The following is a 14,620-nucleotide window of genomic DNA, read 5'->3' on the forward strand; positions in this document are numbered from 1 at the left end:
GGTACGACTGTGGGGCCACCCTCCCGGGAGGGTGGCCCCACAGTCGTACCAACGCGCAGTCGCTGTCAGTCGATCGGCGGCTGTTCGCGGCGCTCCACGCCGCCCGGGCTCTTCGCGGCTCCTCCGCCGCCGGAGCCGCCGCCCGAGAGCGGGCCGAAGTTGCCGAGCGCGCCGCCGAGGCCCTTGAGGGCGTCGCCGATCTCGCTGGGCACGATCCAGAGCTTGTTCGCGTCGCCCTCGGCGATCTTCGGGAGCATCTGGAGGTACTGGTACGAGAGGAGCTTCTGGTCCGGGTCGCCCGCGTGGATGGACTCGAAGACCGTGCGGATCGCCTGGGCCTCACCCTCGGCGCGCAGCGCGGCGGCCCGTGCCTCACCTTCGGCGCGCAGGATCGCGGACTGCTTCTCGCCCTCGGCGCGCAGGATCTCGGACTGGCGGACACCCTCGGCCTGGAGGATCGCGGCGCGCTTGTCGCGGTCGGCGCGCATCTGCTTCTCCATCGAGTCCTGGATGGAGGTGGGCGGCTCGATCGCCTTCAGCTCGACTCGGTTGACGCGGATGCCCCACTTGCCCGTGGCCTCGTCGAGGACGCCGCGCAGGGCCGCGTTGATCTCCTCGCGGGAGGTCAGGGTCCGCTCCAGGTCCATGCCACCGATGATGTTGCGCAGGGTGGTGACGGTGAGCTGCTCGATCGCCTGGATGTAGCTGGCGACCTCGTACGTCGCGGCGCGGGCGTCGGTGACCTGGTAGTAGATGACCGTGTCGATGTTCACGACCAGGTTGTCCTGGGTGATCACCGGCTGGGGCGGAAAGGGGACGACCTGTTCACGCAGGTCGATGCGGTTGCGGATGGAGTCGATGAACGGGACGACGATGTTCAGGCCCGCGTTCAGGGTGCGTGTGTAGCGGCCGAAGCGCTCCACGATGGCGGCGCTGGCCTGCGGGATGACCTGGATCGTCTTGATCAGGGCGATGAAGACCAGCACCACCAGAATGATCAGGACGATGATGATTGGTTCCATCGTGGTTCCCCGTACCCTTCTTGCTTCGGTGTTCGCGGATTGCTGCGGTGTCCCGGAAGATCTTGGGATCTCGCCGGTCGAGTCTGTCAGAACGGCGCGCGGCCCGTGGGCCGTTCGGATCACCTGCCGTCAGGGGCCTTCGCTCACACGGCAGTTGGGCTCCGGAGCCCGGCGGTCCGACCGCGCGCGCAAGCTGACCGACAGTCAGATGACCACGGCCGTCGCTCCGTCGATCTCGACCACGTCCACCTCCTGGCCCGCCTCGAAGCTCTGCTCGGTGTCGAGCGGCCGCGCCGACCAGATCTCCCCCGCCAGCTTGATGCGTCCGCCGGAGGCGTCGACGCGCTCCATGACGACGGCCGACCTGCCCTTCAACGCCTCGACCCCGCTGACGAGTTCGGGCCGCTGGGAGCGGTGCCGGGCGGCGATCGGGCGTACCACCGCGATGAGCGCGACCGACACGACGGCGAAGACGACGGCCTGAAGGGCCACGCCGCCGCCGAGGCCCGCGGTCACGGCGGCGGCGACCGCGCCGACGGCGAGCATGCCGAACTCCGGCATCGCGGTCATTACCAGCGGGATTCCGAGGGCGACCGCGCCGATCAGCCACCACACCCATGCGTCCATGTCCACATGTTCATGGTAGGTCCGCGGGTCCCGTTACCGACAGGGCGTGCGCGATCAGCTGAGCGGCAGGCCCTGGGCCGACCAGCGGTCCCCCCGCTGCTCGACGACGAGCGGCAGGCCGAAGCAGAGGGAGAGGTTGCGCGAGGTGAGCTCCAGCTCCAGCGGGCCCGCGGCCATGACCTTGCCCTGGCGGATCATCAGGACGTGCGTGAAGCCCGGGGCGATCTCCTCGACGTGGTGCGTGACCATGATCATCGAGGGGGCGATGGGGTCGCGGGCGAGGCGGCCGAGGCGGCGCACGAGGTCTTCGCGGCCGCCGAGGTCGAGGCCCGCGGCGGGCTCGTCGAGGAGCAGCAGCTCGGGGTCGGTCATCAGGGCGCGGGCGATCAGGGTGCGCTTGCGCTCGCCCTCGGAGAGGGTGCCGAAGCGGCGGTCCAGGTACTCGCTCATGCCGAGGCGGTCGAGGAAGGCGCGGGCGCGCTGCTCGTCGATGTCCTCGTAGTCCTCGTGCCAGCCGGCCGTCATGCCGTACGCCGCCGTGAGGACCGTCTGCAGGACGGTCTGGCTCTTGGGGAGCTTGTCGGCCATGGCGATGCCGGCCATGCCGATGCGCGGGCGCAGCTCGAAGACGTCGACCTTGCCGAGCTGCTCGCCGAGGATGGCGGCGGTGCCCTTGCTCGGGAAGAGGTAGCTGGACGCGACATTGAGGAGGGTGGTCTTGCCGGCGCCGTTCGGGCCGAGGATGACCCAGCGCTCCCCCTCCTTGACCGACCAGGAGACCTGGTCCACCAGAGCCCGGCCCTCTCGGACCACGGATGCGTCCTTAAGCTCCAGTACATCGCTCATGAGCGCGTTGTCTCCCATTGCAGTCTCGGTGTCGCTCGCGTGTGCCCGCGTCTGTGGACGCGGCCCCCGGATAAAACCTACGCCACCGGCCGACCGTTCCCGTGCCGAGCCCGGTCCTTAGGCTGTGTGCATGCTCTCGGAACCACGTTCAGGACGCTTGGCCGCATGGGGGAACGCCCTTTTGGCCGGACTTGTTTCACCCGATGACGCGGTGCACGCGATCGTGGGCGACGACGCGGTGCACCGGGTCGACGGCCTGCCCGGCGAGTCGGCTCCGGTCGGCCTGACGCTCGCGCTCGGCCGGTTGCGCGCCCTCGGTGTGACGGGGCTTCGGGTGGCGCTGCCCGCGCCGGGCCATCCGCTCGGCCTGAGCGGGCCGCCCGCCTTCAACGAGCGCGCCCTGGAGGCCGAGGAGGCGGTGGTCGCGACGGGCGCTCCGTACGGCTTGGTGCCGGAGGTGTCCGAGGCGGGGCCCGGGGGCGCTGTCGAGGCCGCGGACGTCCATGTGGAGGTCGTGTGGCACTGTCTGCCGGTGCGCGAGGCGCCGCCCGCGGACGTGCCTTCGCTGGGTGAGGCGGAGCGGGAGCTCGCGGACGCGCTGCGGGAGGCCACGGAGGTGCTCGCGCGCCTTGACGTGGCGGCTTCGGGGCCGGTCGCGGAGGCCGCGATCGACGCGTACCGGGCGCGGGCGGAGCGGGGGCGCGAGGCGCTCGCGCCGGGGTATCCGCCGCGTGCGGTGCGGGTGTTGGAGCTGGCGCAGCGGGTCGGGCTGCTGATTTCGGTGGCGTACGAGAACGGGCACGGCGGTGCGGTGAGCGCGTCGCAGATAGGGGCGCGGGCGGAGGCGCTGCGGCCGGTGGAGCGAGTGGCACGGCGGGCGCAGGTGGCGGCGTACAACGCTTACGTCGAGGAGCGGGAGCGGGGCGGGGGCTGAGGCTTCGGCTTGTGTCCCTGGTGGCCCCTGGTGGCCGCTGCTGGCCCTTGTTGACCGGCTCGTCGCCGCTGAAGGCCGCAGGCCCCGCGGACCGGTGTGGTCTGCGGGGCCTGCGGCTGAGCGCGGTCGTGTCAGTGGTTGACCGTCTCGTTGGCGAACGCCGGGTTCAGGATGCCGACCACGTTCACGCTGTTGCCGGTGGCGTTGACCGGGACGTGGACGGGAGCCTGGACCAGGTTGCCGGAGCCGATGCCCGGGGAGCTGGTGGCCTTGCCGTCCGCGTGCGCGTCGGTGGCGGACGCGGCACCGGCGGAGGCGCCCGCGGCGAGACCGGCGACGGCGACGGCCAGGGCGGCCTTCTTGGCGATGTTCATGAGAGGTGTTCCTCCTGAGACGGGGTGACCCCGGGCGGGGTCGAGGGGGATGCGCGGCGCGGCGGCGGTGACGCCGGGAAGGCCGGGTGGTGCGGGGGTGCGGAGAACGCGACCGGCCCTGCCCGCGCACGCGCTGCGGGGCCGGTCGCTGCGACGCCGATCGGATGACCCTGACCGGCGGATCGCGCGGGGTGCGATCAGACGTTCTCGCAGACGTTGCCGAACGTCGGGTTCAGGATGCCGACGACGGAGACGCTGTTGCCGCAGGCGTTCACCGGGACGTGGACCGGGGCCTGGACGAGGTTGCCGGAGACGACGCCGGGGGAGTTCTTGGCGATGCCGTCGGCGTCGGCGCCGCCGTGGGCGGAGGCGATGCCGGCACCGGCGGCGACCAGGCCACCGGCCACCATCGTGACAGCGGCGGCCTTCTTCAGGTTCTTCACTTCTTGGATCCTCCTGAGCGGAAGCTGCGGCCAGCCGCCGCAGCACGCACTGGAGAACGCCGGGGTGCCGATCGGGATGCGCCGAACGGGGGACATCCACACGACGGTATGAATCTCAGCCCGGAACGCGACGATCCGTGCTGACTCGGCGCCCGCCCCGAGGATCCGCGGGGAACAGCCCCGAGGACCTGCGGGATCAGCCCGCGACGCCGTGGCGCACGGCCCACAGGGCGGCCTGGGTGCGGTCGGCGAGGTCCAGCTTCATGAGGATGTTCGAGACATGTGTCTTGACGGTCTTCTCGGACAGGACGAGCGCGCGGGCGATCTCGCGGTTCGAACGGCCGTCCGCGATCAGGCCGAGCACCTCCCGCTCGCGCTCGGTGAGGGAGCCGCCCCTCCCCTGCGAGTTGTTCGCCTCCTCCTGGGACAGCAGCGCCCCCGCCACCTCCGGCTGCAGCAGCACGTGCCCGGCGTGCACGGAGCGGATGGCTCCGGCGAGGGCGTCGGGGTCCACGTCCTTGTACACATAGCCCGCCGCGCCCGCGCGCAGGGCCGGGACGACCGTGCGCTGCTCGGTGAAGCTCGTGACGATCAGCACGCGCGCGGGGTTGTCGAGCTCGCGCAGCTTGCGGAGCGCCTCGACGCCGTCCATGCCGGGCATCTTGACGTCCATCAGGACGACGTCCGGTTTCAGCTCCTGTGCGGCCGCGACGCCCTCGGCGCCGTCGGAGGCCTCGCCGACGACCTCGATGTCCTCCTGGATCTCCAGGAACGTGCGCAGACCGCGGCGGACCACCTGGTGGTCGTCGACCAGCAGCACCCGGATCCCTGCCTTCGAATTGAGCGCGGCGTCAGCCACCGGGGACCTCCATCTCGATCGTCGTGCCCTTGCCGGGCTCCGACTCCACGGTCAGCCGTCCGCCGACCCCGCCCGCCCGGTCCCGCATGGAGACCAGGCCCAAGTGCCGCCCGGCGCGCCGGATGGCTCGCGGGTCGAATCCCTTGCCGTCGTCCGTGACGCGCAGCACCGCGCCGGGGCCGCGCTTCTCCAGGGCGACGGCGACGTGCTCCGCCTCCGCGTGCCGCAGGGCGTTGTGCAGGGCCTCCTGGGCGACCCTGAGCATGGCCTCCTCCTGCGAGGCGGGCAGGGCGCGCACGCCGCCGCTCTCGAAGGTGACGGTGGCGGAGTGGGCGCGGTCCAGGACCTGGGTGTGTGTCCGCAGGGTCGCCACCAGGCCGTCCTCGTCGAGGGCCGCGGGGCGCAGCTCCACGACGGCGGCGCGCAGCTCGTCGGCGGCCTCCGCGGCGAGCACCGCGACCTGCTGGAGCTCGTCCTTGGCGCGCGTCGGGTCGCGGTCCACCAGGGCGGCCGCGGCCTGGGCGGTCAGGCGCAGGGAGAACAGCTTCTGGCTGACGGCGTCGTGCAGCTCGTGGGCGAGGCGGGAGCGCTCCTCGGCGATGGTCAGCTCGCGGCTGCGCTCGTAGAGCCGGGCGTTCGTCAGGGCGATGGCGGCGTGCTGGGCGAGGATCGACAGGAGTTCCTCGTCGTCCTCGTCGAAGCCGCAGCCGCCCGTGGGCTTGGGGCACTTCTTGTTCGCGAGGAACAGGGCGCCGAGGGTCTCGTCGCCGTACCGGATCGGCAGGCCGAGGAAGTCGGACATGTCCGGGTGGGCGGGCGGCCAGCCCTCGAAGCGGGGGTCCTCGCGCACGTCCGCGAGGCGTTCCGGCTCGGTCTCGCAGAGCATCGCGGCGAGGATGCCGTGCTGGCGGGGCAGCGGGCCGATGGCCTTCCACTGCTCGTCGCTGACGCCGTCGACGACGAACTGGGCGAAGCCGCCGTGGTCGTCGGGGACCCCGAGCGCCGCGTACTCCGCGTCGAGCAGTTCGCGGGCGGAGGCCACGATCGTCTTGAGGACGTCGCGCACCTCCAGCTGGCTGCTCATCGCGAGCAACGCCGAGCTGACCGCGTACAGCCCGGATCGGGGTCCTTGACTCATGGGACAACCGTACCGGCGGGGTGTGACAGTGCGTATCCGACCTGTGGCGGCCGGGCTCTAGGACCTGGGCCCTAGGCCCATCGGCGGCCTAGGGCAAAGGGACCCGGTGTGCTGCTTCCGCCGTACGAGGCGCCCGGCGGGGGTCGGTTCCTAGCGTGGAAGCCGGTACCGCCACGAGGGCACTCGCGTCATGAGGGGACGGTTGTCATGCCGGTAGCGATCATCACGGGGGCTTCGAAGGGTCTTGGGAGGGCGCTGGCCGCGGCGCTCGCGGGGCGGGGCTGGGACCTCGTCGTCGACGCGAGAACGCGGGCGGCGCTCGACGACGCCGTGCGGGACCTGGCCGGGCACGGCGGGCGGGTGCACGCGGTGGCCGGGGACGTCACGGACGCGGGACACCGCGCGGAGCTGGTGGCGCGGGCCCGGGCCCTGGGCGGCCTGGACCTGCTCGTGAACAACGCGAGCGCGCTCGGCGCGGAACCGCTGGTCCGCCTGGACGAGCTCGCCCTGGAGGGGCTGCGGCGGGCCCTGGAGACGAATGTGGTGGCCGCGCTCGGTCTCGTACAGGAGTCGCTGCCGTTGCTGCGGGCCTCGCGCGCGGGCGGTGCGGTGATCAACGTCAGTTCCGACGCGGGCACCGAGGCGTACGAGACGTGGGGCGGGTACGGGGCGTCCAAGGCGGCGCTCGACCAGTTGTCGGCGGTGCTCGGCGCGGAGGAGAGGGGGCTGCGGGTGTGGGCCGTCGATCCGGGTGACATGAGCACCGACCTGTACCGGGCCGCGGTGCCCGGCGACGCGGACCCACGGCCGGAGCCGCGGGCGGTGGTGCCCGCGTTCCTGCGGCTTCTGGACGAGCGTCCGACGAGCGGGCGCTATGACGCTCCCTCCCTGCTGGTGGCGTCATGACGGTCGCGGTGCGGGTGCCCGAGGGGCTGCACGCGGCGCTGCCGGTCGAGCAGCGCGGCCGGGGGCTGCGCAGGGACTCGGTGCGGCTGCTGGTGTCGCGTGGCGCGCAGGTGTCGCACCACGGCTTCGGGGAGCTGCCGGAGCTGCTGCGCGCCGGGGACCTGCTCGTGGTGAACACCTCTCCGACGCTGGCCGCCGCGGTGGACGGGCGGCTGCTCCACGCGCGCGTGGACGAGGACGCACGCCACGCGCGCGTGGAGGGTGAGGACGGGCACGCGCGCGTAGTGGTGCATTTCTCGACGGTCGGTGCGGACGGCCGGTGGGCCGTCGAGATGCGGGATCCCGATGGAGGCGGTACTACACGCGCGCGGGCGGGCGGGCCCGCGGGAGCAATAGTGGAGCTCCCCGGGGGCGTGCGTCTGGTGTGTGAGGAACCGGTGAGCGCGGGCAGCGCGCGGCTGTGGTGGGCGCGGGTGCCGATGGACGTGCCGCGGCTGCTGCGGCGGCACGGGCGGCCCATTCGTTACTCCTATACGGAGCGGGACCAGCCGCTGTCCGTCTACCAGACGGTCTTCGCGCTGCCGTCCGCCGACGGCACGGGCAGCGCGGAGATGCCGAGTGCGGCGCGGCCCTTCACCGCGCGTCTGGTGGCGCGCCTGGTGAGCCGGGGTGTGCAGTTCGCGCCGGTCCGGCTGCACACGGGGGTGGCGTCGCCCGAGGCGCACGAGCCGCCGTACCCGGAGCGCTTCGAGGTGCCCGAGGCGTCGGCGCGGCTGATCAACGCGGCACGGGCGGGAGGGGGCCGGGTGCTCGCGGTGGGGACGACTGCGGTGCGGGCCGTGGAGTCGGCGGCCGGGTCGGACGGGGTGGTCCGGGCGGCGGCGGGGCGGACCGATCTGGTGGTGACGCCGGAGCGGGGCGTGCGGGTGGTGGAGGGGCTGCTGACGGGGCTGCACGAGCCGGAGGCCTCGCATCTGCTGATGCTGGAGGCGGTGGCGGGACGGGCCGCGGTGGAGCGGGGTTATGCCGAGGCGGTACGCCATCTCTACCTGTGGCACGAGTTCGGCGACGTGCACCTCCTCCTTCCGGACGAGTTTGCTCACTGAGAGCATTGCTCCCGCAACTGATGGTGAGACTGTTACGCGTCCGATGTGAGCCCGCGCATAGGACGCACATCACGTACGAAGCCCCCTAGTGGACGCGATGGCCCCGTAAAGAAGGGCTAAGTGCGGACATTGGGGCCGTCGGCGCACCCCCTGATCCACTATCCGGCTTCGTACGTCACTCCTTTGCCACAGAATTTTGCGCCCGCTAAGAATTGCTCCCGTCGCTCGGCGCCGCGGTCCTCGCACCGCGGCGTTTTGCCGGAAGCAATCTGTCCCCACCGGTTCAGAGCGGCCTCCCGATTCACGAAGAGGTCCACCTGCCATGTCCAAGCTCGCCCCCTCTGGTCATAGTCGCTCCACTCTGACCAAGAACCAGAAGTTCTCGATCGCCGGTGTCGCCACCCTCGGTGCCGCCGCCCTCGCCTTCTCGATGGTGCCGGGCAGCTCCGACGACGCCCAGGCCGAGGCCCTCGGCGCCCGCTCGGCCGCCTGGGCCGCGCCGGCCGACGCCCACGCGAGCGTCAGCAAGCAGCAGGCCAACGCCAGCAAGCGGGCCAAGGACGCCGTCGCGAAGGCCGCGGCCGACAAGAAGGCGGCCGACGAGGCCGCGGCGAAGAAGAAGGCCGAGGACGAGCGCAAGGTCAAGCAGGCCGCGAGCCGCTCCGCCGCCCGCAAGCCCGTCTACGCCAACAACCTCGACGGCTGGATCCGCCAGTCCCTGGACATCATGAAGTCCAAGGGCATCCCCGGCTCGTACGAGGGTCTGCACCGCAACATCATGCGTGAGTCCACGGGCAACCCGAACGCCAAGAACGGCTGGGACATCAACGCCCAGAACGGCACCCCGTCGATCGGCCTGCTCCAGGTCATCCAGCCGACGTTCAACGCGTACCACGTGGACGGCACCTCGACGAACATCTACGACCCGGTCGCCAACATCACGGCCGCGGCCAACTACGCCGCCGACCGCTACGGCTCGATCGACAACGTGAACGGCGCCTACTGAGTCGTATCCCCCGGACCTCTTCAGCCGAGGCTCATAGACGCCGAAGGGCGGCACCCCGCACGGGGTGCCGCCCTTCTTCGCGTCCGGCTCGCGCCGGGGCGCTTACTTGCGCATGACCTCCGGCTCGTGGCGGCGCAGGAAGCGGGCCACGAGGAAGCCGCAGAACGCGCCGAGGGCGAGCAGGGCGGCCATGTCCATCATGTAGGCGCCCGCCTCGTGGTCCCACAGCGGGTCGGTGGCCCCCGGGTCGTCCGGGTTGGGGCTGATCCTGTTGAAGTCCAGCGTGGCACCGGCGGCCGCGACCGCCCAGCGCGACGGCATCAGGAACGAGAACTGGTTGACGCCGACCGTGCCGTGCAGGATGAACAGACAGCCGGTGAACACGACCTGGATGATCGCGAACATGACCAGCAGCGGCATGGTCTTCTCCGCGGTCTTCACCAGGGCGGAGATGATCAGGCCGAACATCATCGAGGTGAAGCCGAGGGCCATGATCGGCAGGGAGAGCTCAAGGAGCACCTGACTGCCGAGGACCAGGCCCTCCTTGGGGATCTCACGGGTGGAGAAGCCGATCACACCGACGAGCCCGCCCTGGAGCACGGTGATCGCGCCGAGGACGATGACCTTGGACATCAGGTACGCGGACCGGGACAGGCCGGTCGCCCGCTCCCGTTCGTAGATCACCCGTTCCTTGATCAGCTCACGGACCGAGTTGGCGGCGCCCGCGAAACAGGCGCCGACCGCGAGGATCAGCAGCACCGTGGTGGCCGTGCCGTTCGGGATGATCTTGCCGGTTCTCGGGTTCACGACCGGCAGCAGACCCTTGTCCGGGTCGATGAGCAGGCTCACCGCGCCGAGCACCGCGGGCAGGATCACCATCAGCGCCAGGAAGCCCCGGTCGGAGGCGATCACGGACACATAGCGCCGGATCAGGGTGAGCAGCTGCGAGCCCCAGCCCTGCGGCTTGGGCGGCGCGATCGCCTGCGGCGGCGGCATGTGTACGGACTGCGCGGCGACGGCGTCGATGTCCGCGGCGTACATCTGGTAGTGCTGCGAGCCCTTCCAGCGGCCCGCCCAGTCGTAGTCGCGGTAGTTCTCGAACGCGGAGAAGACGTCGGCCCAGGTGCTGTAGCCGAAGAAGTTCAGGGCCTCCTCGGGCGGGCCGAAGTACGCCACCGAGCCGCCCGGCGCCATCACCAGGAGCTTGTCGCAGATGGCCAGCTCGGCCACCGAGTGCGTGACGACGAGGACCGTGCGGCCGTCGTCGGCGAGGCCGCGCAGGAGCTGCATGACGTCGCGGTCCATGCCCGGGTCGAGGCCGGAGGTCGGCTCGTCCAGGAAGATCAGCGACGGCTTGGTGAGCAGCTCCAGGGCCACCGACACGCGCTTGCGCTGGCCACCGGAGAGAGAAGTGACCTTCTTCTCCTTGTGGATGTCCAGCTTCAGCTCGCGCAGCACCTCGTCTATGCGCTGCGCGCGCTCCTGCTCGCTGGTGTCGGCGGGGAAGCGGAGCTTGGCCGCGTACTTCAGCGCCTTCTTGACGGTCAGCTCCTTGTGCAGGATGTCGTCCTGCGGGACCAGACCGATGCGCTGACGCAGCTCGGCGAACTGCTTGTACAGGTTCCGGTTGTCGTAGAGGACGTCGCCCTCGTTGGCGGGCCGGTAGCCGGTGAGCGCCTTGAGGAGGGTCGACTTGCCGGAGCCCGAGGGGCCGATGACCGCGATGAGCGACTTCTCCGGGACGCCGAACGAGACGTCCTTGAGGATCTGCTTGCCGCCGTCGACCGTGACGGTCAGGTGGCGCGCGGAGAAGGAGACGTCACCGGTGTCGACGAACTCCTCGAGGCGGTCGCCCACGACGCGGAACGTCGAGTGGCCGACACCGACGATGTCGTTCGGGCCGATGAGGACCGTGGAGGCCTTCGCGATCGGCATACCGTTGACGTACGTGCCGTTGTGCGAGCCGAGGTCGCGCAGCTCGAAGCGGCCGTCGGGCGTCGACGTGAACTCCGCGTGGTGCCGTGACACCTGGAGGTCGGAGACCACCAGCTCGTTCTCCAGGGCACGACCGATGGTCATCTTTCGGCCAAGCGAGAACTGGTGGTACGTCGTCGGGCTGCGGTCGCCGTAGACCGGTGGGGCCCCCGCCGCACCGCCGGATCCCATGCCCGCGCCCGGGCCCTGCTGCTGCGGCACCTGGTGCGGCGCCTGCTGCTGCGCCGGTGCCTGGCCCTGCTGCTGCCAGGCCTGCTGCTGCGGCATCTGCTGCTGCGGCTGCTGGTGCGGCGCCTGATACTGCTGCGGCGCCTGGTGCTGCGGCTGCTGCTGCGAAGCCCAGCCCGGCGCCTCCTGCTGCCCCGGCTGACCGGCGCCGTGCTGCGGCGGCGCGTACTGCGCCTGCTGCTGCGCTCCCGGCGCGGACACGGCCGCGGCGGCGCCCGCGGCGCCACCGGAGAGGATCAGCTGCGGACCGTCGGTCGCGTTGCCCAGATGGACGGCCGAACCGGGGCCGATCTCCATCTGATGGATCCGCTGCCCCTGCACGAAGGTGCCGTTGGTGGAGCCGTGGTCCTCAATGACCCAACTGCGGCCGCCCCAGCTGATCGTCGCGTGCCGCCAGGAGACCCTGGCGTCATCCAGCGCGATGTCACCCTGTGGATCGCGTCCAAGGGTGTATGGCCTGGACGAATCGAGCGTCCAGGTCCTGCCATTCAATTCCAGTACGAGTTCCGGCACTCCATGCCCCACTGAGTTGTCCCCCGAGTTGCCCCCATCATGGGGAGTCTAGGGATGTCGAACATCGGGAGGAACTATTTCAGGCGGAGGCCTCTGACCGAAAGTCGGGCCTTGTGAAGACTGCGTACGAGCCACTATGACTGCCCCGTTGACGGGGCAGATACCGCCCCGGAAAGTAGTAAGGGCTCTCAGCGAGTGCGGATCGCGTGCATATCGCGCATGCCACTCATGTCAGTGATGCCTGGAATGACGGGTATGCGCTCGACGCCTGTCCTCCCGACTCCCACTGCCGTCCGTGCCATGCCCGTCATGCGCCTCACGGGTTCCCCGGCGCGCTTCCGTACGAGGAGGGCGACGCGCTGCGAGCTCGGGGGGTCCCATGGAGACCGGCGGACACAAGGACGTACGGCGGGGTGTGCCCTGGACAGACGTCCTGCTCTCCGCGCTCGCCGCGGTCAGTTGGGCGTTGATCGGCATGGCGGGCACGGCGGCGCTCGGCCTGCATCTGCTCGGCGCGGACTCCGCGGGGTCGCTCGGGCCGATGACGGCCGCGGCGATCGCCCTGGGAGTCGGCGGTTCCGTCACCCCGTCCGGTGACGTGTCGGCCTTCGGCCTCAAGGGCGCGGAGGCGACGACGGCCATCGAGGTCACCCCGCTGGGAGTGAGCCTTGTGGGCGCCGTGCTGCTCTCCTACTTCTTCTTGCGTTCCCTGCGCGGTGCGGGAGTTGTGATCTCGCCCGCCGAACTCGTGGCCCGCGCGGGCGCGGTGATCGTACTTTTTCTCGGCATGCTCGGCGGTCTCGCCTGGGCGGGACACGATGTCATCACGATCGACGGCAAACAGCTCGGTATCGACAAGGGAATCGACAAAGGGCTCGACAAAGGTCTGGACAATCTTCCGGACGGTATCGCCGACCGGATTCCCGACGGCCTCAAGGACATCGGCGGCATCGGGGACATCGGCGGACTGCTCCCGGACCGGCTCGGCGACCTCGTCGAGGCGAAGGCCGCGGTGGGCTTCACCGTCGACACCGGGGCCACCCTGCTCGGCGGCGCGCTCTGGGTCGCCGCCGTACTGCTCATCGCCCTCCTCGCCTCCCGCCGCACTCCCCTGCCGCCCGGCCTCGGCGCCGTCCACCGGCTGCTGCGGCCGGCCGCGTCCTCGCTGGTCACCGTGGTCCTGATGGCAGTGGTCGCCGGGCTCACGGCGGCGGCGTACGCGATGATCGGCGACGACAACCCGAAGCGGGTCGCGGGCGGCGCGCTGCTCGGCACGCCGAACGGTGTGTTCCTCGGCCTGCCCGTGGGGCTCTTCGTCCCCTACGACGGTGAGGTGAAGGGCCCGCTGGCGCGCTTCCTGCCGGACCCGGTGGACGACCTGCTGCGCGGCGACACGAACAAGTCCCTGACCGTGGGGCGGCTCGCCGAGCTGGACAACCGGGTCTGGCTGCTCGCGGTCGCGGCGATCGTCATGATGCTGTTCGCCGGGGTCCTCACCGCCGTGCGCACCCCGCTGGGCCCGGGCGTCACAGCGGCACGGGACGTCGGCGCCGTCGGCTTCGCCGCCCGCTGCGCGCTGTGGCTCGGGCTCGTCACGGCGGTCGCGCTGCCGCTGATGGCCTGGCTGTCGGGCGTGTCCGCCGACGCCTCGGTGTCGGTGCTCGGCTTCGACGGCTTCGGCGCCGGGCTCGAACTGCACGGCCAGTTGGGCATGGCGCTCCTCCTCGGGGCCGTGTGGGGCGCGGCCGCCGGGGCCGCCGGGGCACTCCTCGCCCGGGCCACCGGGGCGGCCGGGGGCCGTGCGGCGCCGCTGGCGCTCACGGACGGCGAGGCGGAGGAGGCCGCGCCGGGGACGGGGCGCGAGCAGCAGCTGGTGCCCGGGGCTCACGGGGCGGGGCCGTACCGGGAGAGCAGGCCCTATCGGCCGCCTCGGGCGGAGACCAACCCGTATCTGCGGGTACCGGAGGAGTTGCGGGACCGTGGGCCTGGGCCTGGGCCGAGCCAGAGGTCGGGGCCGGACGCCGGTAGTGGCGGTGGCGGTGCTCCCGCCGGGGGCGGGGTGCCTCCCTCGGGGGGCCGGGGCGCGCCGTCGGCGGGTGGACGTCCGCCGCGGGCCGGCGGGCCGCCGCCCCGGCCCGGTGGGGTGCCTCCGCCAGTGAGCGGGGCGCCTACGGTGGCGGGGCCTGCGATGCCCCCGCGGGGCGAGGGGTCGGGTCGGGGTCGCCGGGGTGACGAGGCGTCCGGGCGTGGCCGCCGGGGTGACGAGGAGTGGCCTCCGCCGCCGCCTCCCCCTCCACCGCCTCCTCCGCCGCCTCCGGGTGGGAGGCCGAGGAAGCGGTAGGGGCCGGGGGCTGCCGGGCGAGTGAGGCCGGCCGGAATCCGGTGCGGGCCCCGGAGCCGTCTCCGCGGTGAACGGGCGGGCGGGTGGGCGCACTCCGCTGCGAAGCAGTGGGCCCTGCCACCCGCCTTGCCGCGTTGCCGCCGTCCCGCTCTGCCCCCGTTCCGCCCGCGCCCCGCCGTCCCGCCCCGCCGCCCTGCCGCCCTGCCGCCCTGCCGCCCTGCCGCCCTGCCGCCCTGCCGCCCTGCCGCCCTGCCGCCCTGCCGCCCTGCCGCCCTGCCGCCC

The 14,620-nt window shown here is 71.9% G+C and carries 13 protein-coding genes; 5 read left to right on the forward strand and 8 right to left on the reverse strand.

Translation table 11 applies throughout. The annotated features are described in order from the left end of the window. Positions 1-65 precede the first annotated feature (65 nt). The 3 genes from ACFVHO_RS40000 to ACFVHO_RS40010 all read right to left on the reverse strand — a co-directional run bounded on the left by ACFVHO_RS40000 (position 66) and on the right by ACFVHO_RS40010 (position 2,495). A complete protein-coding gene (locus tag ACFVHO_RS40000; protein ID WP_385725460.1) occupies positions 66-1,022 on the reverse strand; it encodes an SPFH domain-containing protein in 957 nt (318 codons plus the stop codon). 204 nt (positions 1,023-1,226) lie between these two features. Continuing rightward, positions 1,227-1,655 (reverse strand): NfeD family protein, encoded by a 429-nt coding sequence (locus ACFVHO_RS40005; RefSeq protein ID WP_193560790.1) that lies wholly within the window; start codon positions 1,653-1,655, stop codon positions 1,227-1,229. Positions 1,656-1,703: 48 nt separating this feature from the next. Beyond that, positions 1,704-2,495, reverse strand: a complete 792-nt coding sequence (locus ACFVHO_RS40010) for an ABC transporter ATP-binding protein (RefSeq protein ID WP_385725461.1) — start codon at positions 2,493-2,495, stop codon at positions 1,704-1,706. A gap of 130 nt (positions 2,496-2,625) precedes the next feature. On the opposite strand from ACFVHO_RS40010, the gene ACFVHO_RS40015 reads away from it, so the two are divergent. Further along, the gene (locus ACFVHO_RS40015; protein ID WP_385725462.1) at positions 2,626-3,429 is read left to right on the forward strand and encodes a hypothetical protein; all 804 of its coding nucleotides are present in this window, start codon (positions 2,626-2,628) and stop codon (positions 3,427-3,429) included. Between the two features lie 131 nt (positions 3,430-3,560). Here the strand turns inward: ACFVHO_RS40015 and ACFVHO_RS40020 are convergent, their stop codons facing one another. The 4 genes from ACFVHO_RS40020 to ACFVHO_RS40035 all read right to left on the reverse strand — a co-directional run bounded on the left by ACFVHO_RS40020 (position 3,561) and on the right by ACFVHO_RS40035 (position 6,243). Next, positions 3,561-3,803, reverse strand: a complete 243-nt coding sequence (locus ACFVHO_RS40020) for a chaplin (protein WP_385725463.1) — start codon at positions 3,801-3,803, stop codon at positions 3,561-3,563. 197 nt (positions 3,804-4,000) lie between these two features. After that, on the reverse strand, positions 4,001-4,246 hold the full coding sequence (locus tag ACFVHO_RS40025; RefSeq protein WP_385725471.1) for a chaplin: 246 nt from the start codon (positions 4,244-4,246) through the stop codon (positions 4,001-4,003). A gap of 196 nt (positions 4,247-4,442) precedes the next feature. Beyond that, positions 4,443-5,105 (reverse strand): response regulator, encoded by a 663-nt coding sequence (locus ACFVHO_RS40030; RefSeq protein WP_385725464.1) that lies wholly within the window; start codon positions 5,103-5,105, stop codon positions 4,443-4,445. Continuing rightward, positions 5,098-6,243 carry a GAF domain-containing sensor histidine kinase gene (locus ACFVHO_RS40035; RefSeq protein ID WP_385725465.1) on the reverse strand — a complete coding sequence of 382 codons (1,146 nt, stop codon included), beginning with the start codon at positions 6,241-6,243 and terminating at the stop codon, positions 5,098-5,100. The genes ACFVHO_RS40030 and ACFVHO_RS40035 overlap by 8 nt, the downstream gene beginning before the upstream one ends. 207 nt (positions 6,244-6,450) lie before the next feature. On the opposite strand from ACFVHO_RS40035, the gene ACFVHO_RS40040 reads away from it, so the two are divergent. The 3 genes from ACFVHO_RS40040 to ACFVHO_RS40050 all read left to right on the forward strand — a co-directional run bounded on the left by ACFVHO_RS40040 (position 6,451) and on the right by ACFVHO_RS40050 (position 9,261). Further along, positions 6,451-7,149 (forward strand): SDR family NAD(P)-dependent oxidoreductase, encoded by a 699-nt coding sequence (locus tag ACFVHO_RS40040; protein WP_385725466.1) that lies wholly within the window; start codon positions 6,451-6,453, stop codon positions 7,147-7,149. Continuing rightward, on the forward strand, positions 7,146-8,255 hold the full coding sequence (locus tag ACFVHO_RS40045) for an S-adenosylmethionine:tRNA ribosyltransferase-isomerase (protein ID WP_385725467.1): 1,110 nt from the start codon (positions 7,146-7,148) through the stop codon (positions 8,253-8,255). Before ACFVHO_RS40040 ends, ACFVHO_RS40045 begins: the two co-directional genes overlap by 4 nt. A 322-nt stretch (positions 8,256-8,577) precedes the next feature. Continuing rightward, complete coding sequence (locus ACFVHO_RS40050; RefSeq protein ID WP_385725468.1) at positions 8,578-9,261, forward strand: transglycosylase SLT domain-containing protein; 684 nt, start codon at positions 8,578-8,580, stop codon at positions 9,259-9,261. Positions 9,262-9,363: 102 nt separating this feature from the next. Here ACFVHO_RS40050 and ACFVHO_RS40055 read toward each other — a convergent pair whose 3' ends face one another. Beyond that, on the reverse strand, positions 9,364-11,997 hold the full coding sequence (locus tag ACFVHO_RS40055; protein WP_385725469.1) for an FHA domain-containing protein: 2,634 nt from the start codon (positions 11,995-11,997) through the stop codon (positions 9,364-9,366). Between the two features lie 379 nt (positions 11,998-12,376). On the opposite strand from ACFVHO_RS40055, the gene ACFVHO_RS40060 reads away from it, so the two are divergent. After that, positions 12,377-14,338, forward strand: a complete 1,962-nt coding sequence (locus tag ACFVHO_RS40060) for a streptophobe family protein (protein WP_385725470.1) — start codon at positions 12,377-12,379, stop codon at positions 14,336-14,338. The last annotated feature ends 282 nt before the right edge of the window (positions 14,339-14,620 follow it).

This window comes from Streptomyces sp. NPDC127108 (assembly GCF_042677545.1).
GTDB lineage: Bacteria > Actinomycetota > Actinomycetes > Streptomycetales > Streptomycetaceae > Streptomyces.